We start from the raw sequence: 26,189 nt of genomic DNA on the forward strand, positions 1-26,189 counted from the left end.
AAATTGGCTAATGATTTTTACCTCGTATTACAGGCAACTTTTTATGCGTTTAAAAATCTCCTCGATATCGTTGTCTAAACCAACAGAAAAACGTACCAAACCGTCAGACAATCCCATTTCTTTTTGAACCTCGGCAGGAATTTCTGATGATGTGCTGTGCCCCGAGCAGCTAAACAGCGTGCGGAAATATCCGAGCGAAACCGCCAGATAGCCAATGTTGGCCTCTTGCATTTTAAACATCACTTCATTGGCGTGTTTTTCGGTTTCCAGATCGATCGATAACATTCCTCCGTAACCGTATTCTTTGTTCATTAAGCGGGTATGCAGTTTATATTGCGGATGATCAGAAAGGCCTGTGTATTTAACTGTTACTCCCAGTTCTTTGAGTTTTGTGGCTACATATAAGGCGTTTTTGCTGTGCTGTTTCATACGAAGGTGCAGGGTGTGCAGATTCTTTAATATGCTCGACGAACGCAAAGGATCGAGGACAGGCCCCAGTAACATTGCCGTGCCGTCGTTTACATTCGACAGCTGGCTGATAAATTCGTTCGAGCCGCAAATTGCACCGGCCACACAATCGTTTTTGCCGTTTATGAATTTGGTCATGCTGTACACCACAAAGTCGGCGCCCAATTGAGCCGGCGAAAATATCATGGGAGTAAAAGTATTGTCGACCATTATTTTTGCCTGATGGTCGTGGGCAATTTTAGCCAATTCAGGAATATCCGAAACCTGAAGCAGCGGATTGGTTACCATTTCGGTGTAAATGATTTTGGTGTTAGGGCGTAAAGCATTTTTCACCTGCTCAAGGTTGGTAATGTCGACAAACGAAACCTCAATGTTGTATTTGGGAAGCCAGTTTTTCAAAAACGCATAAGTGCCGCCGTAAGTGGTTACGCTGGTTATAATGTGGTCGCCCGACTTGCAAAGTTGTAAGATGGAACAGGTGATGGCAGCCATTCCTGATGATGTGATCCATGCCGATTCGGTGCCTTCCATTGCGGCTAGCGCATCGGCCAGGTATTTATTGCTCGGATTCCAGTGGCGCGAGTATAAAAAACAACCTTCCATGTGGCCGAGAAATGTCTCTTCCATGGTTTCGCCTTCCAGAAAAGTGTAAGTTGATGAATCGGTTATTGATGGGTTTACGCCGCCAAATTCGCCAAATTGCTGAATATCGAAAATTCTTTTTGCAGGATCTGAGTTCATGTTCAAAGTTTTAAGTTCAAGGGCAAGTTAGGAGGAATGGGAATAGCGAAGAATGATATTTGTCTGAAAATGAACTTCCCTGTTGTAGAATATGTAAAGCTTGTGATGAAGCCGGACTTAAGGCAAAAAGATCACACCGCCGCAACTGTCTTTTCGTGCCCCGGTTACCGATGCCAGACAGTTTACCTGCTCTTTCAGGCGAAGCACGCCCATAAATGCAAATACGATGGCCTCTTTGTAATCAATGAGATCCGCTTCGGGAAGAACTATTTCAATTGTTGTTAATGCCTGCATCCTTTCAATTAAAAAGGCGTTAAAGGCGCCGCCGCCAGTTACCAACATTTTTCCTTTGCCCGACAAATCTTTTGTGATTTGCATACCAATATGCTCGTAAATGGTGCGCATCTTATCACGTGTGTTCAAATCTGTTTCATTCAAAATTGGCAGAAACTCAGCTTCGATCCATTCGCGTCCCAACGATTTTGGTGGCTGCTGGTGGTAGTAGGAGAGTGCATTTAATTTTTTCAGCAGCGTTTCATCAACTTTTCCATTACGTCCCAGATCGCCGTTTTTATCGTAAGGCAGACTAAATTCTTCAGCCAGCGGATTTAAAACAATGTTCACCGGGCAATTATCGAAAGCCAAACGTGTTCCATTTTTATCGTATGAAATATTGGCAAAACCACCCAGGTTAAGACAGTAATCGTATTCCGAAAAAAGCAGGCTGTCGCCAATCGGTACTAGCGGTGCTCCCTGGCCACCTAAAACCACATCACCGGTTCTGAAATCGCAAATTGTAAGGCAATCACTTTTTGCAGAGAGGTGGGCTCCACTACCTATTTGAAGGGTGAAACCATTTTCAGGTTGATGAAAAACGGTGTGGCCGTGTGAGGCAATCAGGTCTGCTGCGAATTTTGTTTTGTCGATAAAGTGACGGGCTTGTTCGCCAAGGAATAATCCGTATTCTGCGTTTAGTTTTGTTAGGTCAGTTCCGGAAAGTGTATGTGCCGTTTCTAGTCGTTCTTTCCACTCTGCAGTGTACGAAATAGTCTCGGCTTCCTGTAACTTAAATGACCATTTATTGTTGTGCTCTTCGAATTCAACAGCGGCAATGTCTAATCCGTCAAGCGAGGTGCCCGACATCATTCCAATGGCCTTAATTGTATTTTTACTCTCCCCGGAATTTTTCATAATCTGATCATTTTATCACTTCCAAAAGTGAGTTTCATAAACTGCATTGTTATTTCGATAGTCGGTAATTGTTAATTTGAAGGTGTGGTTTTTACCCAACTCAAAACGCTCCTTGTCGAAATAATGGGTAATTGTTGCTGTTTTCGGATCATATTCAAAAAGTGCCCATTTCCCGTCAAGTAAACCTTCAATGGTTTTTATGCCCGCAAGATCATCCTTGATTTTAAAACGAATCCGGCTCGACTCCGTTAGTTTATTGTCCGCAATACTTAAAGGCGTTATTTCCGGAGGAATCGTGTCGACAGTAACGGCGTAAACACCCAGATTACGCGTTTCTGTTGTTACCCAGCCGTTTTCGTAACGGCCGCCTGCAACACTGAATTCTCCGGTTACCGGATGAACGTAGGCCATAATAACTTTCGACTGTAAGTTCTCCGGTAGCCCTTTTGTGCGCAAAGCAATTGTTGCATTTGTATGCAATGGAACCGTATTGTTGTGGAGGAAATAATAATCGGAATAAAACTGGTCGGAAGCCGGTTCGGTACGGTATTCGAAACGAAAATCGGAGTACAAAGCTCCCGCAGGAATTTCTATTCGTACAGAATCGTTGCTAAAAATGTTGGTTTTGTTGTAAGCAAATAGCTCACCTTTAATCGAATCATGCGCAACGGCAGCTTTTTTTCCAACAATCGAAAAGTCAAGTATTGACGTGTTTTTATACGAATCCTGCAGTACTATTTCAATAGATCCGTTTTGCTCATTATTTGGAATAATGTGTCCTTCTGAGCCGTTGTGCGTATAAATTGGCAGTTTATTACCAGGATCGATCCATGTTTTAATATAACGGCGTTTTTCAGTTTTATATTGGCCGTAAACAATATGGCTGTTCAAATAACGCGTGTCGCTAAACGAAAAACGATTGAGTGTAAACGAGAACTGCTCCTCATTATTCAACGACATACGTAGCAGGTTTATACCGCACTTATTATAAGTGTCGTTAAAATAGTCGTTCGTTTGCACGGCAACGCCTATCTCTCCCCAAACCGGAATGGTTGGATTATTCTTAAGGTGGTATTTGCCATCGTAAAAAACCACCGGATAACTTTTGGGAGTTGCAGAATAAGCCACGTGTGCACTGTCGGAAAGCGGAACCAACAACACGGAAAATATCTTTGGAGCGATATCGTCCTTCACCGGAAAACCGAAATTTAAAGGATTTAGCGGCTCTTCCGTTGGTGTGTCCCGAATCTCGAAATGCAGATGCGGCCCGCCCGAACTTCCACTATTACCGCTTTTGGCAATTACTTCGTCCTGCTTTACAGGAAATAGGTAGGACGGAATTTGGAGGTCGACCCGAAAAGAATGTTGCTCGTATTGTTTGTCTTTTACATATTTCTCAATTTCAGTACTAAATGAATTTAAATGCCCGTAAACGCTAGTGGTACCGTTTGGGTGATTGATATAAAGCGCGTGCCCGTAACCCGTTGGCGAAACAGCAATCCGCGAAATATATCCATCGGCAACAGCATAAACCGGCAGGCCTGTTGTGCCCTGTGTTTTTATGTCGATGCCCGAATGAAAATGATTGCTGCGCAGCTCGGCAAAACTTCCGCTTAGCAGCAACGGAATCTTCACCGGATCGGTGTAATAGCGTTGTTGCGCCATTCCAAACAAGGCTAAAAAAAGAAAAAGAGGTGTAAAAAATGTTCTCATCGTTGTTTAATCCGTATTATTTATCTCCACTCACCAAACAGTTCAATGCGACAATGTTTCGTGTGCATTTTCGATACTCAAAAATGGACTCAACTAAGTCGGGATTAACCCGGAGAATCATGTTTGTTGCTAGAATCAAATGAATTATCCGGGTTAATTGGAGGCACCAAATTTAATTAATTTATAACGGCTGCAAGTCTTGTTTTCAACTTTGTCCAAGAATCTTTATTCAGTATAAGAAAACAACTAACATAGGTTTGTTAGCATAAAAAGAATGCAATCGATTTGATTTCCTTTTACAATCAGGAAAAAAAGTTAACTTTGTTCGCGAAATGCAGCTAAAATGACCGAAGAGGATCACTTGCTACTTAATGATTTAAAGCGCAATACAAAGCAACTGTTCGAAAAATACAACGAATTGGAACAGAAAAATAAAATGCTGAGTAAACAGGTAGAGAACCTGAAGCAGGAAATTGAATTAATGGAGCATGAAAAGATCGAATTAGGTCGGAGTTACGAGCAACTGAAAGTAGCCAACCGGATTTTATCAGAACGAGATGAAAACGGTGAAGCGAAACAGAAAATTGATTTTTTGATACGGGAGATTGATAAATGTATCGCATTACTAAACAGGTAATGTTTTGAAAGATAAAGACTTTAGAATACATATTAAGATTGATGGACGGGTTTACCCTCTAAACATCAATCGCGACGAAGAAGAGAGATACCGAAAAGCTGCAAAGATTGTTGAAGAAACAATTTCGTCATTTCGAAAGATGTTTCAGGATAACGACAATCAGGATATTATGGCAATGACCGCATTTCAGGTGGCACTACGTTACACTGAAGAGCAACAAAGCCGCGATTACTCTCAATTTGTCGATGATATAAAGGATATAAAGGATGATATTTCCGACTTTCTTAAGGAAAAGGAAGAGAAATAGAATCTGAATACATAAATAATCAAAGCCCGTATTAGGCCGGTTCTAACGAGGACCTGGTTTATTACGGGTTTTTTAGTAACTAATTATTTGAAGTATGGAAATAATAATAGGAGTAGCCGCAGGGTTTATAGTAGGAGGCGCTTTAGCTTATCTGGTGTGGGATAAGGCCCTGAAGGCGAAAAAGAATCGGATACTTGGCGAAGGAAAAGCCGAGGCCGAAGTGATTAAAAAAGATAAAATATTGCAGGCTAAAGAAAAGTTTCTGCAGTTAAAATCGGAACACGAAAAGTACATTAACGAAAAGAATTCGCATCTGGCGAAAGAGGAAAACCGTTACAAACAACGCGAGACAACGTTAAATCAACGTCGCGATGAGTTGAATCGTAAAACAAAGGAATTTGAAAATACACGTCGTGAAGTGGAAGCTATTCGCGAGAATTTGAACACTCAATTACAGCGTGTAGAAAACAAATCGGAGGAGCTTGACAAAGTTCACAAACAGCACCTTGAAAAACTGGAGCAGATTTCAGGACTTTCGGCTGATGATGCAAAAGAACAGTTGGTAGAATCGTTACAAGAAGAAGCCAAAACTGAGGCAGTTGCATACATTAACGAAATAATGGAAGAGGCGAAACAAACAGCCAATAAGGAAGCCAAAAAGATCGTTGTAAAATCGATTCAACGTGTGGCTACTGAAACGGCTATTGAAAACGCTGTTACTATTTTTCACATCGAAAGCGACGAGATTAAAGGACGAATTATTGGTCGCGAAGGCCGTAACATTCGTGCACTTGAAGCAGCTACCGGTGTTGAAATCGTTGTTGACGATACTCCGGAAGCGATTGTGCTTTCAGCTTTCGATCCTGTACGTCGCGAGATTGCCCGCCTGGCATTACACCAGCTGGTAACCGACGGTCGAATTCACCCTGCACGTATTGAAGAAGTGGTGCAGAAAGTGAAAAAACAGGTTGACGAAGAAGTAATTGAAACCGGTAAACGTACTGCCATCGACCTTGGAATTCATGGTTTACACCCTGAGTTGATTCGTTTGGTAGGTAAAATGAAATACCGTTCGTCGTACGGACAAAACCTGCTGCAGCACTCGCGTGAGGTAGCTAACCTTTGTGCTACAATGGCATCGGAGCTGGGATTAAATCCTAAAAAAGCAAAACGCGCCGGACTGTTACACGATATTGGAAAAGTGCCGGATGACGAGCCGGAATTGCCACACGCAGTTCTCGGTATGAAACTGGCCGAGAAATACAAAGAGAAACCGGATATTTGCAACGCTATTGGTGCTCACCACGACGAAGTGGAAATGCAATCATTGTTTGCACCGATCGTTCAGGTTTGTGATGCTATTTCAGGTGCTCGTCCGGGTGCCCGTCGTGAGGTTGTAGAGTCGTACATTAAACGATTGAAAGACCTTGAAGATTTGGCACTTTCTTATCCGGGAGTATTGAAAACATACGCTATTCAGGCGGGTAGAGAATTACGTGTAATTGTTGGTTCTGAGAAATTAACTGATCAGGATACTGAACAACTTTCATACGATATCTCGAAACGTATTCAGGATGAAATGACTTATCCGGGACAAATTAAGATTACTGTAATCAGGGAAACCCGTGCAGTAAGTTACGCGAAGTAAGAAATACAACTTTATTAGCTATAAAAAAAACTTCGGCCAAATGGTCGAAGTTTTTTTATGCCTAAAATTTTGCCACGAGTGTCAAGTCAACCACTAAGTATCGGGCACGTCATTCCGAACTTGTTTCGGAATCTAATGTTCTTCGAAAGATGCTGAAATAAATTCAGCATGACGAACAGAAGAAGTATGCTTGACTTCACACTAAAACAAACTAAGCAACTGTTTTATCTTTTCTTCCTTTTCGGTATAACCAACCGCATTATACGCCTCAAGCATCGATTCTACCAAACGTTGTATAAACAAAACATCCGGTTTTGGCTCGGCATATTCTCTTATCGGTTGGTATTCGTTTCTTTTCAGGTGGTAATCAATTTCTTTGCGGCTGGTAATCGAACCTTTATTCGAAGGATTGATATAAAAAAGCACCTCCGTATCACGTGTCGATCCGTGTACTTTTTGTGCCAGTTCTGCATCAACAATGGCCACCAGCGGATTTTTTGGAAAATCAACCAAATAAGCGGGGAGTTCGATGGCGCGTGCGATGATGGTATAAAAAATACTCATCGAAACAGGATTGCCACGTTTGGTGTCCAGTATCTGGTTTAAAAAGCAATTTTGTGGCGAATCGGGGTTGCTCAAGTTCACCGAATAACCATTCAAATTAAAAATGAAGTGGTTTAATATGGTAGTCTTTTCAAGCAGTGTCAACGAATTATTCAGTTCCAGCCAGATTGATTTACGCAGGTTCTCGATTTTTAAAGTCAGGTTTAACGGATTCAAATCGGGGTACTGAAATTTGTCCACCGCACAAAATCCTTCAAAAAGATCTTGTGTTCCCGGCGTTTGATTGATCCAGTTTTTTAACCCGCTAAACGTTCTTTTAAACTGAAGACTTTGAATGATATTCTCAATGCGGCTCTGACTGTTCTCGTCAAAACTTTGTTCCCACTTTTTTTCCAAAGCCGGAATGATTTCTTCGTCTTCTTTTAGCAATTCCTGCTGAACCATTTGGAAAACGGTTGCGTCAGGATCGTCAAGGAGGGTAATCAATGCATCAAGTTTTTCCTGGTTCATGCTTAATTACTTAAGTTATCGAGTACTGCTTTTATTAGTTTTTTCATCTCGTCGCGGTAGTTTTCATTGGCGGTTAGCGTTACGCGGTTGGCAATAATTAAACATACTGTTAACGCGTTGTGCCCCATTAATTTCGACAGGCCGTAAATAGCCGAGCTTTCCATCTCGAAATTGGTAATGCGCAAATGTTTGTACGAAAATGTTTCAATCAACTCGTTCAATTGCGGGAAAGCCAAAGGCAAACGTAATTCACGGCCTTGCGGAGCATAAAATCCCGGAGCTGAAATGGTTACGCCCTTCTTGAACTTTTCATCCGTAAATTTATCCAGTAAATTTTGTCCGGCATCAACGGTGTACGGTGCTGCCAGCGAATCACTCCATTGTGTGTGTTTGCGAAAAGCAGCTTCAAACTCCATATCGGAAACCTGCTCTCGGTTGGCGTAATAATTCAGCAAACCGTCGAAACCAATCGACTTTTCAGAAACCACAAAACTGTTTACCGGAAGATCGGTCTGTAATCCTCCCGACGTGCCAATACGAACAATATCAAGCGAACTCAGTTCCTTTTTTACGCTTCGTGTTTCCAGGTCGATATTGGCCAGCGCATCCAGTTCGTTTAATACAATATCTATATTGTCGGTACCGATACCGGTTGAAATAACGGAGATTTTCTTTTGCTTATAAAATCCTGTTATCGTTTTAAATTCACGATTTTGTAACGTGAATTCAATTTTGTCGAAAAAACCGGCAATGGTATCAACGCGGGCAGGATCGCCCACAAGAATGATTTGCCTGCCAATATTTTCAGGTTTTAAATGTAAATGGAAAATACTCCCATCGTTATTCAGGATTAGTTCCGAGTGTTTAATCATGTTCGCTTTTATTATCCGACCAAATCTATTTAAAATAACATGGAACACCAATGGCAGCGCGGAAAACATATAAACATCTAAGAACGAAGCTTTTGTTTTTAATCTGTGATTTTGTTAAAAACGTTATATATGTTAAACAGAATGACTAAAATTTGGAGAAATCCCCAGAATATTACGTTTTAATACTAAAAAACCCATTAAATTTTTATTTTTGATAGAAATACGAATCTAATAGCAAACCAGATGTCATTTAAAATTTTTTCACTGCAACTTACAGGCAAAATCAAGTCGGTTGAGGTAATCGAGAAAAAGCGCAAGCAATTAGCCGACGATTACGCTGAGTTTTTAAAAACAGAAAATTCAGAAGAGCTGCAAGCATTTTTAGGGTTGGAAAAATATGTCACTTCCAGTGAATTTGCTTCGAAAAAGAAGGCGGTTGAAGGACAATCGTTTAAAGGAAGCGAAGAGGAAAAGCAATTAAAAGAATTTCAACGTTTGCAAAAAGCGTCGCGCATAAAGAACTATTTCAAAGTTGAAGGTTCTGCTGATTTGACTCGTTATGAGAAAGAAAAAGAATCGCAGAAACTTGCCGATTTTTATTCATTGGAAGAATATGTGAAAGACGGCGATTTTGAAAAGGACAAAAAGGAAATTAAAGCTCAGGTTTTTAAAGGATCGGCAGAAGAGAAGCATTTAAAAGAATTAAAAAAGCTTGAAAAATCGGCCGGTATAAAAGCGTATAACGAGCTGGAAGGTTCGGAAAAACTGAAGCAACACAAGGCTTTTGAAGCTTCGGACAAAATGAAGCAATATAAGGAGTTAAAAACGGCGGCAGTAAGCGATAGCGAAAAGAAAAAAGAGTTTAATCGCTTGAGCAAGGATTCGGCAGTTGTAAACTATTTCAAGTTCGAGAAATCAAAAAAACTGAAGTTGTATCACGAGATCAGCGGAAGTCACAACCTTGTTCGGTACAATGAATTAAAAGAACAGGTTAACACCGAAGAATTTAAAAAGAAGGTTGCCTTTTTAAAAGACAAGAAGAAGTTTGAAAAAAGCGAAGCCTACAAAAAATACACCGATTACAAGAAATTAGCCAGCGATTCAGTAGTTACTTTTGTGCTGAAATACGAGAAGTCGAAACTTTATAAAAACTACCTCGATGTTAAAGAATCGTTTGATTTAAAACGATATAACGAGTTGAAAGAGTTGATTGAATCGGACGACTACAAAAAGCAAAAAGCGTGGCTGGAAGACAAAAAACGCTGGGAAAAGACTGAAGACGCCGAGAAGTTCAAGCAATACGAAACTGACAAAAAGAAACCGGAATTTGTAAAATATTTCAAATACAAAGACAGCACTGATTTTGATTTTTACAAAAACTGGGATGTTGTATTTGATGATTCATTTTCGGATAAAAAACTGGACGATGCCAAGTGGATGACAAGCTCGTTAACGGCTTCGAAAACTTTGGGCCAAAACTACGCTATGCCAGGCGACTTAAGTGTTTTCACTAATGGTGCCAACATTCAGACAGGAAATAAACTGAGCATCCAGGTGAAAAAAGAAAGCAAGGAAGGAATGGTTTGGCAAATGCCTGCCGGTTTTGTACAGGCTGATTTCGATTACACTTCGGGAATGATAAGTTCGGGTGAGCATTATCAATTCGAAGACGGAATTGTAGAAGCCAAGATTTTCTTTAACCCGGTAAAACAGGTGGCCAGTTCATTTTTCCTTGCCAATGGCAGCAATGTTCCGCGTGTAAACCTGGTTGAAATGGGAGCAAAAAATATTCTTGGAATTTACACCATGAACGGAAGTGGCAAAATTGCTTCGGAAGGACTGGAAATCAATAACCTGAAAAAAGGAGCTTATATTTTCTCGCTTGAGAAATCGGGTGCAACTTATACCTGGAAGATCAATGAACAGGAGGTTCTTCAGCTGAACAGCAGCGGTTTAAATAAACCTTTGGAGTTAAATGCTTCAAGTCTTGTAATTGATAAATTGGCTGGTTCATCAGCCAGCTTTGATGTTGAATGGGTAAAATGCTATCGTAAGAAATGACGCTGAAAGATTGTGACGTAAACTGGATGGATGGATTTGGTGGAGCGATTACGGTTTGCGATACTGAAGGGATAATTGTTTATATGAATGATTTTTCCATTCGTCAGTTTGAAAAGTACGGTGGTGAGAAGTTGATGGGAACAAATCTGTTGGATTGTCATCCTGAACCATCGAAAAGCAAACTACGCGAAATGCTGGCCACGCCCACAGAAAATACATACACCACCGAAAAGAATGGCATTAAAAAGGTAATTACCCAAAAGCCGTGGATGGAAAACGGTAAATTTTGCGGGGTAGTTGAACTGTCGTTTGAGCTACCTTCAGGGATTGAAAATCACCTTCGTAGTTAATCTATGTCTTGACTTACAAACCTCGTTTGTTGAATAAGATGTATCCAAAATTCAGCGTGACGTAAAGGTTGGTATTGCTCTTTTCGTAATAGTTAAACGAGAGGCTCACCGGGCCAATTCCGGTTTGATAAACCAAAGCCGCCAGTCCCTGTAGATAATAATTATTGATAAAATCATCACTTTTAATAGCTGTAAGATCCGGTTGTTCCAACTCTTCGTGAATGGGGCAAAATCCATATCCTTCAACGCGAAGATGCCAATCGGGCGAGAATTTGAATATGGCTTTTAATCCTCCTGCCAAATAATTATTCGAATTAAATTCGTTAATAAACAGGGACTTGCTATGTGGCGAGGGTGTAAATCCCTGGGCCGAAAGTTTCGTTGATCGATAGGTTTGAAACAAGCCTTTTGAACTTAAAAATGATTCGAGGTGTGTACCCAACACAAAATGTTCACCCAACGAAAAATAGCGTAACGAGTGGGCATGAAGCTGAAAATAATTGTGATTGAAAAATTTTGTAGAGTAGGGGGTAATACTTCCTGCTGTGTATTTTTCTTCGCCAATTACAAATCTGCCATCAATTCCACGGTGAGCGCCTTCTGTTGCGTACTGCTTGTAGTTCAGTGAGTTATTCTCGAAACCAATCTTCGATACAAATGCATTGAATTTTGAATTGTTGGGCGTATTTCCTTCTTCCGATTCATCGGTTTGGTAAAAATCGTTGCTTGCCGACGAATAAGCCAATCCTGCATAAATTTTACTGTGTAAGCCCAACGGAAAACCGGTTTCCAGCCTGAAGTTGGTTTCATCTTTAATAATGTATGGCGTGTGTACGTCCTCAAAAATCAGCTCCGTACTCGACGAAAAATAATCCCACCGGTTAAAAGTTAAATACGACTCGAGGTAGAAAGGTAGCGCAGTCGGATAATCGATGCGGCCACCCAGTTTAAATGAACTGTAAAATCGTCCGAAATAAATGTTCGAATGAAGCGAATACGCTCTGCTGTTGTAACTTCTGAAATTAATGGCAGCAAATCCCTGGTTAATGGGTTTAGTAGAAATATTACCGCCAATACTCAAATCAAGGCGTTTTTCAGGCTCTACTTTTAAATGCAGGTCGAAATAACCGGTGCCGGGATTGTAGCGCGTAATCGGTTGTATGGACTTCAGTTGTTCATCGGCTACGAGTTTAAAATACTCGGTTTTTAAGCTGGATAACGATACAACGTTATTCCGGTGTTTAATACTTTGGATGATAAATTGACGTTGCATGGGGTCGCTAACACCTTCAACCTGAATGTTTTGAAAGTTTAGTTCCGGTTTCCGAGCATTAAAACTATCGCGTTTTGCCTGAACTTCTTCTTTGGGGACACGACGTTTTATCAGTTGTTTTATACTATCTATTTTGGCCAGTGTAGTTTGTTCTCCGCGAGCCAAAACCGTATCAATTTTATTAAAATCGAGTAGACCAACATTTTCAAATTTTGTTTCCAGCAAAATTCCATCTGATGGTTTAATTTCGAAATTAGTTGGGCGCATAACCATGTTCGAGATTTGACGCATAACATCGTCGGCGTCGGCAGCTTTTACATCGTCGGCAACTTTATGCCCGATAATAATATCCGGGTTAAAAATCTCTTTCATGTGGTCGGTAGGGAAGTTGTTCAGCAGACCTCCGTCGAACAACAATTTTCCATCAATTTCAATGGGTTTAAAATAGAGAGGAACTGTCATTGACGCCCGCATTGCATTTCCTAGATCACCATCGCGCAACACCAGCGGCTTGCTGTTGTTTACGTCGGCGGCAATACAAAAATAAGGCACCATTAACTGGTTAAAATCGTAATTACAGGCGGCGCTGGTTGCTGCTGTTAATTCCATAAAAGCAAAATCCATCTGTTCGCCGGGGATTATATTGGTTGGTGGCAGAATTTTAACTTTTTCATCTTTTTTGGCTACGCGCAGTTGCACCCATGTCGGATCGTCTTCCTGACGTTTAAAATAATAACGGTATTCGCGTTGAATTTTTCCGGTCGACCAGAAATAGAAATCATCCGACTTAAAAAGTTCTTCCATCTCGTCGGTTGAATAACCGGCAGCATAAAGACCGCCAACAATCGCACCTATTGAAGTTCCTGAAATATAGTCGATTGGGATGTTGTTTTCTTCCAAGACCCGGATCACGCCAATATGGGCCATTCCCTTGGCGCCACCGCCGCTAAGCACAAGCCCAACCGACTGCGCATTGCTCTGTACAACCGTAAAAGTACATAACAGGATAATAAGTAGCGATCTATTCATAGGGTCAATTGTTTTCTGAACGCTATCAAAATTACTAAAAAACAAGTGTATGTTAAATACGCTTATTCCTAAATCTTATTAAAAACTGATTAAATTCAGCTGTTTTTCTAATAAAGACAGAAAAATACTCGCAGAGGTTGCTTTCGTGTATCATAATTTCCTAAACAGTACTTTTATTAATAGTTTTGTTAAAGAGCGGTTTTCGCTCCTGAATTCTTAAATTGCTTTTCAGGGTAAAACCGGTTTGAAGTGTTTTGATATACAAATGATAACTGGCTTCGATTAAAAGTTAACGCGTGAAACAACTAATTAGCATATTTATACTTCTTTGGTTTTGTTTTTTGGGGCAGGCACAGCCGTTAACCGAACCCGATTTTACATGGGGAAACTGCAATTATTACAATATGAATATCGGCGACACTGTGCAGTTTAAAGGCACTGATGTGGTTTTGCTCGATATTAAAAACCACTATAACACGCTGAGTGTTGATAATGATACGATTGAGCTGAAAGTTAGCCGGCGAAGTTTGCCCGTTAGTATAAATTTAGTGCGTGTTTTTGTTGCTGATAACCGGAATGTGAAAAACCTGGCTTCGAATAAAGCGGTGCACGGATTATTAAAAAAGGATGCTCTGGTTTGTATTTCTGATAACAAAAAACACATGACATCTCTTGATTCGTTTAGTTTTCCGGTGAGTTATAATGACGGTTTTAACTGGAATCTGAATGAGGATAATCATATGTTTTCGTACCAGGGTAACGATTGTAATAGCAGTGGTGCAGCGAAATCGAACGAGGGAATTGGAATTGCATTAACCGATGCCCGGGGAATTCAAAAACATTGGTTGCTTGCCATGGAAGATAGTAAAGTCATTTGGGTAGAAGACCAAAAGGACGGTCGCAATAGCATGGCGGCTTGTATACTTTTACAGAGCAACTCGAATCCATCAATTTATTACGTTTACGATCATTTATTTGCGAATACTGTGCAGGTAAAAGAAGACCAGGAAGTGAGACAGGGAGAGCTTTTGGGAACGATTTGGGGAGATGAAAACTGGAGTTATCTGCAGTTGGCAGTAGTACAAAGTGATGCCATTCCTGATTACAAAAACCGATACGCCAATTGTGTAAATTTTTTCCCGCAGCTTTACGAATTGTACTTTAAAAACACTTTTAATTTTACGAAATCGTTTACCCGCGGGAAAGTGGATTTTGCTCAACCGCCGCAGTTTAACGGTAACAGAAAGAACCTGCTTGCTTTTGAAGAATATGCAGGAATGGGCTGGCAGTTAGGCGACTGGAATACTGCGGATAAAGTAATGTTCTGCACCAAAGGCACACACGGAAATGCCCGTTTAAAGAAAGTATTATTCGGGACCTCTAAAGCAGAATGTCGCAATCCGAAAAATTATTTTGACTACGAAATTAATGTGCGAAACGGTGTTTACCGGGTGCGGGCGCAGGTTGGTGACGTAGAACTGCCGTCGTGGCAAAAAATAGAATTAGAAGGAGTTGAAGCCGCTACTTACAACCTGGCAGCAGGGGAGCAAAAATGGACATCGGAAAAAGTGGTGAAAGTTACTGATCGCAGATTGACCGTGCGTATTTATGTTGATCCGGAAAATAGAAAAGTGGCCGGAATCAGTGAGATTGTATTTCAACAGGCCTATTAAAATCGAAAGATCATTCCCGTTTTTACCTGCTCAATTTTAAATGATGAATGAAAAAGTGCCAGTGCCGGAAGTGCTGTGCAATGCGATGGTAAAAGTTTCTTCACCTGATTTTGCCTGAAATATTCAACGGTTTTTAAAGTTTGTTTGTCTTGCTTTTTCAGGTGAAAACCACCGATTACAGCTTTTATCTTTTCTACTCCCGTAACTTTTTTAGCGTGTTCACAAATATTACAAATGCCTGAATGCGAGCATCCGGTAATCACAACCACTTCATCATTTATAATGGCGGCCAAAGCTGAATCATCAGGAATAAAATCATCCGATCCATCTGCAAATTCAAAGCTTGTCGACTGGCTCTCAAAATCATTATTTCTTGGAATTTCGCCCAGAAAGAAGAGGTTCCTGGTAAGTTGCAGCGAGGTTTTACTTTCCTGAAGGGTAAACTGTTTTTCAATCTCTTCTGTGGTCAGATCCAATCCAACAGTTGTGTGGTCTGCTTTGCGGTAACGTTTTGAAAAACTGGCCGGATGTGTGATTAACGTAAGGTTTTTCAGAAACCTTAATCCGTTTCCGTGATCCCAGTGGCCATGGCTCAGAACTACCTTTTTTACCTCCTTTTCAATATCGATTTTTAGTTTTTCAGCATTTTTCAAGAACACATCAGAATGACCGGTATCGAACAAAATCTTTTCATCGTCGATTTCAACGAGGTAGGAGAGTCCGTGCTCTGCCAGAAATTGCCCGCCGGCGGTATTATCGGTTAAAATAGAGATTGTTAGCATGTTTCTGAATTCAATTATCACTGATCTTTTCCCAAATGGTTTTTAAATTTAAACTTATTGGATGATCCGGCGCATATTCTACCAACGATTTTTCGTGTAACATCGATTCAACAAACAGTTCTGAGAATGGAATTTTACCGATGAGTGGAATGTTGTTATTGTTTAAGTAGTGCTCCACAGTTGCCGTAAATTCGGTATTTATGTCGTGTTTGTTGATGATGGCATAGATAGGAACCTGGAACGAATTAACCAGTTTCACCAAACGTTTTGCATCGTGTAAGCCGGAAACTGTTGGCTCGATAACCAGTAAAACTGAGCTGGTTCCGGTTATGGATGAAATGGCAGTGCAGCCAATTCCCGGAGGACCGTCGTTGATAATAAACATCGCCTTATTTTCCCGGGCCAGTTCTTTTGCCTTTTCCCGTATTCTCGTTACCAGTTTCCCCGAATTCTCTTCGCCGGGGCCCATTTTGGCGTGTACCATTGTTCCAAAACGAGTGTTGGAAACAAACCATTGGTTGTTCAGGTTTTGGGTTGTACGAATAGCGCCGACCTGGCAAAGTCGTTCACACAATCTACAGCCTTCGCACTGATAGGGATTGACTTCCGGATAACCAGCGTTGTTAGTAAAAATCGCTTCAAATCGACAAGCTTCCTTGCAGATTCCGCAGTTGGTACACTCTTCCTGATGGATAAAAGCCAGTGAGCCGCTATCAAATGGATGCGTTTCTTTGATATCAGGTTTTAATATCAAATGCAAATCGGCAGCATCAACGTCGTTGTCGCAAAATACCGCGTTTGGGGCTAACGAAGCCAATGCCGCTGCAATGCTCGTTTTTCCGGCACCACCTTTTCCGCTCAGTATTGTTATCTCTTTCATTTTAATTGATTATTGATGCCAATTTGCTGATGATAGAATGATAGGCGTTTTCCACTACTGCAGGGATCTTTTCAAACAATTCGCCCCGAGAATAATTTTCGGCATACGCTTTTGAAAATGGTATTTTACCCAATAACGGGATGTTGTTTGCCTCTAAAAATTGATAAATGGCGTCGTTCCCCAAACCGGCTTTATTTACAATTACGCCAAATGGTTTCTGTATTTCCTTGAGCAACTCAACCGTTATTTTAAAATCGTGCAGGCCAAACGGAGTGGGTTCGGTGACCAGAATTACGTAATTGGCTGTAGCCACGGTTTCAACAACCGGGCAACTTGTTCCGGGAGGTGCATCAAGCAAGGTAATATGTTGTTTTGAATCAGCTTGCTTTTTCACATTTTTAATTAATGCTGTTTGCATGGCAGAACCAATTTCGAGGCGTCCTTCAACTACGCCGGCGCCAAAGTTTGTCTGGTAATCTGAAATGCTGCCCAGCGGATTTTGAATCGGGGTAAGCGCATCAAACGAACAAGCCTCAAAACAAGCGCCGCACGAATGGCAAAGCTCGTAATTTACTTCTGCAAACTGTAGTTTCTTAACGATGCTAATTGCATTAAATTCGCACCAATCAACACATTTTTTACAAAACGTACATTTGTTTTTATCAATCTCAGGAACGGTAGTATAAACCTTTTTCTCTACTTCTTTTTTCGCTTGAGGAAAGAAAAGCAAATCGTTTGGTTCCTCCACATCGCAATCGATTAATTGTACCCGGTTGTTATACTTTTGAGATAAGAAGTAATACAGGTTAACCGAAACGGTTGTTTTTCCGGTACCTCCTTTACCACTTGCTATGGCAATTTGCATATTCAATAGTATTTAAAAAATTCTCCGGAGTGAGGCCCCGGGGAATAACGATTTAGTAGCTAACTCTGAGCGACTATGAAAAACGACTCAGAAATGCGCTCTATTCTGTTACGCTATTGTATTGTTTTTTATGAAGGTTGCTCTTAGAGCCGCTGATTAATGATCGCAGTAATTGGCTGTAAACTCAATCGTTTTTTGCAGATAGCCTTGTACCAATTCAGTTGCAGCCAGTTGCGGTGCACCAACAAAAACATTTACATCGTTATAGTTGAAAATTTGAATGGCCTTGTGTCCCATTCCGCCAGCCAGCACATCGGTAACTCCTTTTTCGGCTAACCATTTTGGCAACACTCCCGGTTCGTGAGGTGGGGGAGTTACCCGTTCTTCGTTTACAATTGTTGTCTCCTCAACATCCAACAGTGCAAAATATTTGCAGTGTCCGAAATGTCCGTCTAAAATCCCGCTTTCATCAACAGGAACAGCAATTTTTTTTCTCATGCTTATTTCAAATTATTAATTTTCTAAACGGCCAAAACCACGGCCACGTCCTCTTCCTTTTCCGCGTCCCCAACCTTGTTGTGGCATGTCTTCATCAGCTTTAAATCTAAATCTGAATCCTCTTCCGCCACGCCTTCCAAAGTTGGCAAACTGTTCTTCACTTAATGCGGTGTTGCATCTTCCTTGTTTTCTGCCGGTTTGGGCTCCTTGTCCCACTGGTCCGGTTTTGTCTAATCCTGGCATTGTTTCTAATTGTTTTCAATTTTTAAAATCACATCTTTCACATTCAGTTCTTCATCATCTAATTCAATCATTTGGATGTGGAATTTCTCCAACATATCCTTGGCTTTCGGTCCAAAATGACCCGAGATGATTTGTTCTGCACCTAATTCTGCTGCCATTTCCGAAGACTTTGTTCCGGCTCCTCCATTTGAATTTTTAAAACTGTTTTCGATGAAATTGGTGGTGTGGCTTTCTTTATCGTACACACAAAACCAACCTGCACGTCCAAATCGTAAATCAAATTTAGCGTCTACGCTGTCTCCGGATGAAGTAATTATTGTTTTCATATCATAAACATATGTTCTTTACAAAATTAGTTCAAATATTTTATTTAAACAAGAATTTAAACGAACAAATGTTTATTAAATGTGATATATTTACAATTCGGAAAGACACAAAAAAAATGCAAAACCTTAATTGATATCCGGTTTTGCATTTTCCTGCTAATTGAAAAAAGAATATTCTATTATTCTTTAAAGTCCTGTGCTTTCTTTTTCACACGATTAGCTAGTAAAATGGTTATTATTCCTGCAAAAATGGCGAAGGATCCCATCACTTTTACAACTACCAGAGCCGATGTATAAGGCGATGAAATAAGAATGATACCAAGGATAATTGAAAATATTCCTCCCCAGATCATTGAGCGTTCACCGGTGTTATATTTTTTTATTCGAATTCCGGCAACAACTCCGGTAATACCATTTATTAAAGCAACCAATCCTAAAAACCACATTAAAAATGAGGTGGTAAGTACAGTGCTCGAAAATGGTTTTAAAACGACAATTAATCCTGCAATTATTCCTAGTCCTCCGGTAATTAATCCCCACCACCAGTTTTTTCTGACATCTTTTTGTTTATAGGTGTTGTAAAGAGTAACAACTCCATCAATAAGCCAGTAAATACCGAGTATAAAAATTAGCGTTGTAAGCGTTGCCTGAGGGAACAAGAGTAATACTAAGCCTACAACCACAAGGGTTACGCCTCGGGCCATTATGAGTTTCCATAAGCTTTCGGCAACTTTTTTGTTTGTGCTGTCTGTCATTTCTACGATTTTATTTGAGTTGGTAAGAGCTACAAGTTAGGGGAAATTACTGGAAGTTACCAAAGAATTATTTTATAACGTGAGTTTGGGTAAGATATCGTCACAGCTTTAGAAAATTTTTGCATGGGCAAACCAAATTTTTGCAGGACTATAGGGATAATGCAATAAAATTTGGAGCGGTATATGTGAAAATTTTCAAAGCCTTTTCAAGGAAAGTTCAAAAGCACATCATCTTTTGACTAAGAAATCTTTCAAATAACCCGTTATTCGTGCATCTTTTTTAGTCAAAATCTAATGCACTTATAACTTTCTGTGACTGATAGATTATCCTGAACTCACGTTATAATAAATACAAAAAGGTTGCCTGATACAGACAACCTTTTATGTTACGCATTTTATTGCAGAGCTATTCTACTCCGGCCTTTTCAAGGATAAGTTCCAATGGGCAGAATTTTGTAATTGACGATTGAAATAAATTCAATCCAACAAAACCTGCCAGGCCAAGCCAGTAAATATTAACGAATATGGCCAATAGAATGCTTGTCAACACAAATATTCCTGCAACTGCGCGTACTATTCTCTCTTTCATCGTAATCTATTTTTATTGTTTTTAATTTTTAAATAGGTGATTAAACAAATTTTTCAATTGCTGAAATAAAGGCACTTATCGGGCTAATTCCTTCAGCTTCTTCATTAAACCTTTTTATTCGCTCAAGGAGTTCATTTGCTTTGTCTTCTTCTAAAAAAGTAAATGAAATGAAATAGCGGTAAGGATTTTTCGAAGATCCAAACCAATTGGAAATATCAGAATTTCCATCGGCGCTTTCCATAAAACCATCTACAGGTAACTCGCTGTATGAATTAATCTTGATGTCGCGAAAGATTTGCTCCAGCTCGTGATGGTAAGCTTCGGCGCTTTGAATAATTACAAATTTCATCATTTTAATTTTCCTCCTCGTTAGTTAAGTTATTTTCAGTTTTTGGAGTTTCAGCCACCGGAGCTTCTTCTACCGGGTATTTTTTCTTCTCAGTCATGTAATAAATAAGCGGTACAATTACCAGCGTTAAGAATGTAGATGCGATTGTTCCACCCATCAGCGAAATGGCCAATCCCTGGAAAATAGGGTCGAATAAGATTACCACTGCACCAATTACAACTGTTCCGGCAGTTAAAAGGATAGGAGTGGTTCGTACTGCTCCTGCCTCAATTACCGCGTCTTTTAGCGGCGCTCCGTCCTTAAGCCGGAGATTTATAAAGTCGATGAGCAGTATGGAGTTTCGGACCATAATTCCCGCCAGCGCAATCAATCCGATCATTGAAGTTGCTGTAAAGAATGCACCCATCAGCCAGTGACCGATAAGAATTCCAACCAACGAAAGAGGAATGGCAACCATCATTACAAACGGAACCGTAAAGTTCTGGAACCATCCGATAATGAGCATGTAAATTACCAAAAGAACCACTGCAAATGCAGCTCCCAAATCGCGGAATACTTCGTAAGTAATTTGCCACTCGCCGTCCCATTTCAGGCTGTAATTATCCTGAACAAAAGGTTGTTGTGTAAACTCTTCATTCAGAGTGTAACCTTCAGGTAGCTGGATTTTGTCAAGATTATTACTCATATCCAGAATTCCATAAACCGGACTTTCCAGTGCTCCTGCAATATCGGCAGTTACATAAACTACACGTTTCTGGTTTTTGCGGTAAATACTTTTGTCCTGAATTTCTTCTTTTATCTCAACCACATCACCCAGCGCCACTTTTTGGCCGGTCATACTCATGATGTTTATTTTCTTCAGGTCTTCAATGCTCGAGCGTTCATCTTCTGAAAAACGCAATGCTATACCAACCTGCTCATGTTCTTTCTCTGCGTAAAGTTGTGTCACTTCCTGACCGCCAAGAGCCATCGCAACACTGTTTACAACCTGCTGTGTTGATACGCCTGCCAGCGCCGCTTTTTCTTTTAATACGTTGAATTTGTATTCCACCTGGTCGTCTTCCATTTGCCAGTCAATATCTACCACATCGGCAGTATTGGCAAACAGTTCTTTTACCTGGCGAGCCACTTCAATTTGCTCGTCGTAATCCGGTCCGTAAATTTCAGCTACCAGTGTTGAAAGTACCGGTGGGCCCGGTGGAACCTCAACAACTTTTGCGTTGGCATTGAATTTTTTAGCCAATTGCTGAATACCCGGACGCATGGCTTTTGCAATGTCGTGACTTTGCGCTTTACGCTCTGTTTTGTCGGTAAGGTTTACCTGAATATCAGCAACATTAGAACCTCTGCGTAAATCGTAGTGACGAACCAAACCGTTGAAGTTCATTGGTGAAGCAGTTCCCACATACGACTGGTAGTTCATTACTTCTTCTTGCTGAGCGATGTATGCTGCCAGTTCTTTTGTAACGGCTGCAGTTCGCTCAAGCGTAGTTCCTTCAGGCATATCAATAATTACCTGGAATTCGTTTTTATTATCGAATGGAAGCATTTTAACGGCTACCATTTTGAAATAAACCAAAGTCATTGAAGCCAACAGGAAGAATGTGATAGTACCGATAAAAGTCCAGCGTTTCCATGGCGACTCCAACATCGGTTGCATCGTTTTATAATAGATCTTATAAATCGGTGAATTTTCCAGTTTGAATGCCTTTTTTACTTTGTCGTCTTTCTCAACAACTTTCAATAAACGGAATGCCAGATACGGTGTAATCGTTAATGCTACCAGCAATGAAAAGATCATTGCAATGGACGCTCCAATTGGCATCGGGCTCATGTAAGGTCCCATTAAACCTGAAACGAAAACCATTGGTAACACGGCTGCGATAACAGTGAAAGTAGCCAGAATTGTTGGGTTTCCTACTTCATCGATCGAGCGTAAAGCTGCCTGAATGAACGGTAATTTTTTCATTTTAAAGTGCCGGTGCATGTTCTCGGCAATAATAATCGAGTCGTCAACTACAATACCCGTTACAAAAACCAGTGCAAAAAGCGTAATCCGGTTCAAGGTGTAATCAAGGAAATAGTAGCTAAACATCGTTAATGCGAAGGTAATCGGTACCGAGAGGAAAACTACCAGTCCGCCGCGCCAGCCCATGGCAAGCATTACCACAAAGGTTACGGCAATAATTGCTCCGGCAAGGTGCATCAACAGTTCCGATACTTTGTGCGACGCAGTTTCTCCGTAGTTACGAGTAACGTCAACATGCACGTCAGACGGAATCAGGTCTTTTTCAAGATGGCTGATTTTTTCCAGAATCTGGTCAGAAACTTTCATCGCATCGGCGCCGCGACGTTTCGCTACTGAAATGGTAACAGCTCCATATTCGCCTGCAAATTCATTTTTCTTTTCGTCCATCATTCCGTAACCAAAATTAACATACTGAATTGGCTCTTCCGGACCATCAAGAATTTCGGCAACTTGTTTCAGGTAAACCGGGCTTCCGTTGTGGATGCCAACAACCAGGTTGGAAACATCATCGGAAGTTTGTAAAAATTCACCGGCTTCAACCAGGTATTCCACATCGTTTTTGTTAAAAGCACCTGTGTTGAATTGCTGGTTGGCAGTCTGTATTTTCTGAGCAATGCTCAATGCATCAACATTGTAGCGGGCCATCGCTCCGTTGTTCAGCATCACACGGATCTGACGTGAGCGACCACCAATTACTTTTGTTTCCGATACATCGGTAACTTGTTCAATTTCGTTATTTACTTCCTGAGCAATTCGTTTCAACTGGTAGTCGTCGTAATTTTCGCTCCAGAAAGTTAGTCCCAACACCGGCACATCGTCGATAGAACGTGTTTTTACCAAAGGCAAACTTGTTCCATGCGGCATCTGGTCCATGTGCTTCATAATTTCGTTGTACATTTTTACCAACGAACGTTCGATATCTTCACCTACGTAAAACTGAACGATAAGCATGGCCTGACCCGGCATTGAGGTGGAGTATACATATTCAACTCCCGGAATATTGGCTACCACTTTTTCGAGCGGCTGCATTACGCGGGATTCAATTTCTTTCGGGCTGGCTCCCGGGTAGCTGAAGAGGATGTCGGCAATTGGTACATCAATTTGCGGTTCCTCCTCGCGGGGAGTCAGGTACGAGCTGTAGATCCCGATCGCCATAAAAGCGACCATCAACAGCGGCGTTAATTTTGAGTTTATAAACTGTTTGGCTATTCCGCCAGCAAATCCTGTTTTCATTTTTTTTCTCTCTTAGTTGTTAGCAATTAGTGCTCCGTCAAAAAGTTTGCTGTCAGACGACACAACATATTGTTCTCCATCGGTTAAGCCTGAGATGATTTCAATTTTGTCGCCGAACGTTTTACCGGTTTTTACCCAGCGTAGCAAGGCATTTCCCGACTGACCAACAGCATAAATCCCAACCAGCTGACCACGGTGGATCAAAGCTGATTCTGAAACCAGGATGCGTTTTTGTGTTCCATACTCAAACAATACCTCGGCGTACATTCCGCTGTACAATTTTGCAGTACAGTTTTCAGGAACGGTAACCAAAACTTTTGCGCTGTATTGGTTGCCGGTATTTGTTGTTGATGGATTTATCTCGATAATTTTTCCTTCCAGTTCTATTCCGGCAGCAGTGAATTTTACTTTAACTGCATCGTTCAACTGAACTTTTGCGATATCGGCTTCAGGGATGCGTGCAATAACTTTCCATTGCGATGGACTTTCCATGCTCAATAAAGGCATTCCCGGATTGGCCATGTCGCCTTCCTGAACGAATTTGGTTGTAATAACACCGCTGTATGGTGCGCGAATCGATGCATAACGCATGTTTTCTTCCACTTCGTTTTCCATTTGTTCAACGGCTGCCAAACGTGCTTTGGCCATGTCGTAACGGGTGCGCATGTCGTCCATTTCTTTGTCCGATGCACTGTTTGCTTCGTAAAGCGCTTCGTAACGTTTCAGGTCTTTTTCAGCGCTTTCGTAAGCAGTGCTTGCTTCTACTTTGCTTGCTTCAACCTGTGCTTTTTTAGCCAGAATATCCTGGTTTCTGATCTGGATCAACAGATCGCCTTGATTAACTTTCTGACCAGGTTTTACGTAAATACGCTGAATTTGCCCCATAATACGGGTGCTTAGATTACTTTGTTTGTCGGCCTCTAATTTGCCCGAAAAACTATGTACCACCGGGTAATCAGCAAGGTTGGCAACGGCAGTTTGTGCTGCAACTTTTTCTTGCGACGCCGTGGTGTGCTCTTTCTCTTTGTTACCACACGAGATTGCAATTATCGATACCAATGCAATTGCAACTATGAATTTTGATTTTTGTACTAGTGTTTTCATTTTAAATATGGCGTTATTCGTTAATATCTTGTTCGATAAGCAATTCCATCTCGAAAATGGCTTGCTTGTAATTATAAATTGATTGAATGTATTCTAATTCTTTTTGTGAGGTGAGGGCTTCCGACATCAGCAAGTCGGCAGTTTTTTCCAATCCTTGCTCAAAACGATTTGTCCGGATTCGTAAGGATTCCTGCGCCTGATCTTTTGCCAGTTTGCTCGATTGGATACGATTATAATTCAGTTCCATTTTGCGGGTTGCACGATTGATTTCAATTTGGCTTTGAGACAGGTAATCTTCGTAGTTAATTCGTGCTTCGTCCAATTGTGCGGTTGCATGTTGAATAGCGCCTGCATTTTTGTAACCGCTAAATAAGCTCCAGCTTAATGATGCTCCAACCATATAATTATTAGCTGAAGTTCCGAACAACGATTCATCGTTCCATTCAAAAGCTCCAAAAGCATTCAGGCGAGGAACAAATTTCATTTTATTCGATTTAACCATGTTTTCGCCGGCCTCAATTTGTTTTTGGTAGGCGAGCATGTCAGAACGGCTTTCCAGATTTACTGAATTGCGGTCGATAATCACCTGCATTGGCGGTTGAATAAGCGAATCGGTAGTTTCAATTACTTCACTGAATTCCATGCCTAATAAGTAAGCCAAAAAGTCGTTGGCAGTTTGTCGCTGGTTTTGCGCTTCCAGTAACTGATTCTTGCGTTCTTCAACCCGAACAGAGGCTTCCAGAACATCTGCTTCTTTGGCAAATCCCTGGGCGGCATTGTTTTTTGTTAATCGTAAAGCTTCTTCTGCTACAGCTACTGATTTATCTAAAACCTCAACCGACGACTCGGCCAGCTCCAACATGTAGTAAGCTTTTTTTACTTCGTATTTAATGTTGAGTTTAACCCGGTTGTTCTGAAATGCCAAAGCATCCAATTGATTTTTGGCGGCCTTACGGGCGTATATTCCGTCGAGGTTCAGCAAGGGCTGCTGCAGCTCTATTTTAGTCTGAAAATTTTCGATACTTCCCGGATCATTCAACAAATCAGGATTAAAATCTTCTTGCGTTACAATCTCCTGTTTTAATTTAAAACCAAAGGAATTTAGCGGGTCGTTGGTTGACATTCCGGTGTGACTCGCTTCAACTCCCGGTAAAAAAACAGAGTTTGTCATTCGGTAGCGGGCGCGTGCGGCTTCCACACGGGCTTCGGCACTTTTCACATTAAGATTGTTTTCTTCAGCCAGAGTAAGGGCCTCGCTCAAACTTAATGGTCTTGGTTGTGCCTTTAATATTGCCGGCGTTAATAACAGCAATAATAATAGGTAATTGAATTTTTGTGTTGACATATTAGTAATCATTTTTGATTCTTTTTTCGCTGCAAATATATGTTATAGAATCTAAATATCTATATAAATAGATATATAAATAATTGATGTGTCATTTTTGAAATCTATTAGGATTTTAGGTAGTTGATTTGTGTGCATATTAGCATTCCAAAAT

24 protein-coding genes are annotated in these 26,189 nt (G+C 40.8%); 6 read left to right on the top strand and 18 right to left on the bottom strand.

Translation table 11 applies throughout. The features are described 5' to 3' along the window. Window positions 1-27: 27 nt before the first annotated feature. The 3 genes from QZ576_RS01355 to QZ576_RS01365 all read right to left on the bottom strand — a co-directional run bounded on the left by QZ576_RS01355 (window position 28) and on the right by QZ576_RS01365 (window position 4,113). Window positions 28-1,209, bottom strand: a complete 1,182-nt coding sequence (locus QZ576_RS01355; protein WP_297093593.1) for an aminotransferase class V-fold PLP-dependent enzyme — start codon at window positions 1,207-1,209, stop codon at window positions 28-30. Window positions 1,210-1,326: 117 nt separating this feature from the next. Continuing rightward, on the bottom strand, window positions 1,327-2,400 hold the full coding sequence (locus QZ576_RS01360; RefSeq protein WP_297093594.1) for an anhydro-N-acetylmuramic acid kinase: 1,074 nt from the start codon (window positions 2,398-2,400) through the stop codon (window positions 1,327-1,329). 15 nt (window positions 2,401-2,415) lie between these two features. Continuing rightward, window positions 2,416-4,113, bottom strand: a complete 1,698-nt coding sequence (locus QZ576_RS01365) for a M23 family metallopeptidase (protein WP_297093595.1) — start codon at window positions 4,111-4,113, stop codon at window positions 2,416-2,418. Between the two features lie 343 nt (window positions 4,114-4,456). Between QZ576_RS01365 and QZ576_RS01370 the strand changes: the two genes are divergently transcribed. The 3 genes from QZ576_RS01370 (at window position 4,457) to rny (ending at window position 6,705) form a co-directional block, all read left to right on the top strand. Next, complete coding sequence (locus QZ576_RS01370; RefSeq protein WP_297093596.1) at window positions 4,457-4,750, top strand: hypothetical protein; 294 nt, start codon at window positions 4,457-4,459, stop codon at window positions 4,748-4,750. A gap of 4 nt (window positions 4,751-4,754) precedes the next feature. Continuing rightward, entirely contained in the window at window positions 4,755-5,057 is a 303-nt protein-coding gene (locus tag QZ576_RS01375) for a cell division protein ZapA (RefSeq protein ID WP_297093597.1), read from the top strand. A gap of 94 nt (window positions 5,058-5,151) precedes the next feature. Then, window positions 5,152-6,705 (top strand): ribonuclease Y, encoded by a 1,554-nt coding sequence (gene rny / locus QZ576_RS01380; protein WP_297093598.1) that lies wholly within the window; start codon window positions 5,152-5,154, stop codon window positions 6,703-6,705. Between the two features lie 201 nt (window positions 6,706-6,906). Here rny and QZ576_RS01385 read toward each other — a convergent pair whose 3' ends face one another. Further along, window positions 6,907-7,779 (bottom strand): transglutaminase-like domain-containing protein, encoded by an 873-nt coding sequence (locus QZ576_RS01385; RefSeq protein ID WP_297093599.1) that lies wholly within the window; start codon window positions 7,777-7,779, stop codon window positions 6,907-6,909. Between the two features lie 2 nt (window positions 7,780-7,781). Next, on the bottom strand, window positions 7,782-8,651 hold the full coding sequence (locus QZ576_RS01390; protein ID WP_297093600.1) for a nucleoside phosphorylase: 870 nt from the start codon (window positions 8,649-8,651) through the stop codon (window positions 7,782-7,784). A 243-nt stretch (window positions 8,652-8,894) separates the two neighbouring features. On the opposite strand from QZ576_RS01390, the gene QZ576_RS01395 reads away from it, so the two are divergent. Further along, on the top strand, window positions 8,895-10,712 hold the full coding sequence (locus tag QZ576_RS01395) for a hypothetical protein (RefSeq protein WP_297093601.1): 1,818 nt from the start codon (window positions 8,895-8,897) through the stop codon (window positions 10,710-10,712). After that, the gene (locus tag QZ576_RS01400; RefSeq protein ID WP_297093602.1) at window positions 10,709-11,062 is read left to right on the top strand and encodes a hypothetical protein; all 354 of its coding nucleotides are present in this window, start codon (window positions 10,709-10,711) and stop codon (window positions 11,060-11,062) included. Before QZ576_RS01395 ends, QZ576_RS01400 begins: the two co-directional genes overlap by 4 nt. A gap of 13 nt (window positions 11,063-11,075) precedes the next feature. Here the strand turns inward: QZ576_RS01400 and QZ576_RS01405 are convergent, their stop codons facing one another. Further along, entirely contained in the window at window positions 11,076-13,364 is a 2,289-nt protein-coding gene (locus QZ576_RS01405; protein WP_297093603.1) for a patatin-like phospholipase family protein, read from the bottom strand. A 296-nt stretch (window positions 13,365-13,660) separates the two neighbouring features. Between QZ576_RS01405 and QZ576_RS01410 the strand changes: the two genes are divergently transcribed. Beyond that, window positions 13,661-15,037, top strand: a complete 1,377-nt coding sequence (locus tag QZ576_RS01410; protein WP_297093604.1) for a hypothetical protein — start codon at window positions 13,661-13,663, stop codon at window positions 15,035-15,037. Here QZ576_RS01410 and QZ576_RS01415 read toward each other — a convergent pair. The 12 genes from QZ576_RS01415 to QZ576_RS01470 form a co-directional block, all read right to left on the bottom strand. Further along, a complete protein-coding gene (locus QZ576_RS01415; protein ID WP_297093605.1) occupies window positions 15,034-15,819 on the bottom strand; it encodes an MBL fold metallo-hydrolase in 786 nt (261 codons plus the stop codon). The genes QZ576_RS01410 and QZ576_RS01415 overlap by 4 nt on opposite strands. Before the next feature lie 10 nt (window positions 15,820-15,829). After that, a complete protein-coding gene (locus QZ576_RS01420) occupies window positions 15,830-16,699 on the bottom strand; it encodes an ATP-binding protein (RefSeq protein WP_297093606.1) in 870 nt (289 codons plus the stop codon). A gap of 1 nt (window position 16,700) precedes the next feature. Then, window positions 16,701-17,564: an ATP-binding protein gene (locus tag QZ576_RS01425; RefSeq protein WP_297093607.1), complete on the bottom strand. Its 864-nt coding sequence runs from the start codon at window positions 17,562-17,564 to the stop codon at window positions 16,701-16,703. 156 nt (window positions 17,565-17,720) lie between these two features. Further along, window positions 17,721-18,062 (bottom strand): NifB/NifX family molybdenum-iron cluster-binding protein, encoded by a 342-nt coding sequence (locus QZ576_RS01430; protein WP_297093608.1) that lies wholly within the window; start codon window positions 18,060-18,062, stop codon window positions 17,721-17,723. A 15-nt stretch (window positions 18,063-18,077) separates the two neighbouring features. Then, window positions 18,078-18,305 (bottom strand): DUF5320 domain-containing protein, encoded by a 228-nt coding sequence (locus QZ576_RS01435; RefSeq protein ID WP_297093609.1) that lies wholly within the window; start codon window positions 18,303-18,305, stop codon window positions 18,078-18,080. A 5-nt stretch (window positions 18,306-18,310) separates the two neighbouring features. Next, entirely contained in the window at window positions 18,311-18,631 is a 321-nt protein-coding gene (locus QZ576_RS01440) for a NifB/NifX family molybdenum-iron cluster-binding protein (RefSeq protein WP_297093610.1), read from the bottom strand. A 179-nt stretch (window positions 18,632-18,810) separates the two neighbouring features. Then, complete coding sequence (locus QZ576_RS01445) at window positions 18,811-19,386, bottom strand: HdeD family acid-resistance protein (protein ID WP_297093611.1); 576 nt, start codon at window positions 19,384-19,386, stop codon at window positions 18,811-18,813. A gap of 406 nt (window positions 19,387-19,792) precedes the next feature. Next, window positions 19,793-19,975, bottom strand: a complete 183-nt coding sequence (locus tag QZ576_RS01450; RefSeq protein WP_297093612.1) for a DUF2892 domain-containing protein — start codon at window positions 19,973-19,975, stop codon at window positions 19,793-19,795. Window positions 19,976-20,015: 40 nt separating this feature from the next. Then, on the bottom strand, window positions 20,016-20,327 hold the full coding sequence (locus QZ576_RS01455; RefSeq protein WP_297093613.1) for a hypothetical protein: 312 nt from the start codon (window positions 20,325-20,327) through the stop codon (window positions 20,016-20,018). Window position 20,328: 1 nt separating this feature from the next. Further along, entirely contained in the window at window positions 20,329-23,586 is a 3,258-nt protein-coding gene (locus QZ576_RS01460; protein WP_297093614.1) for an efflux RND transporter permease subunit, read from the bottom strand. Between the two features lie 12 nt (window positions 23,587-23,598). Next, window positions 23,599-24,690: an efflux RND transporter periplasmic adaptor subunit gene (locus QZ576_RS01465; protein WP_297093615.1), complete on the bottom strand. Its 1,092-nt coding sequence runs from the start codon at window positions 24,688-24,690 to the stop codon at window positions 23,599-23,601. Between the two features lie 13 nt (window positions 24,691-24,703). Further along, window positions 24,704-26,047, bottom strand: coding sequence for a TolC family protein (locus tag QZ576_RS01470; RefSeq protein WP_297093616.1), 1,344 nt, complete (start codon window positions 26,045-26,047; stop codon window positions 24,704-24,706). Window positions 26,048-26,189: the final 142 nt, after the last annotated feature.

Origin of the sequence: uncultured Draconibacterium sp. (assembly GCF_913060805.1) — a bacterium.
In the GTDB taxonomy this organism is placed as follows: Bacteria; Bacteroidota; Bacteroidia; order Bacteroidales; family Prolixibacteraceae; genus Draconibacterium.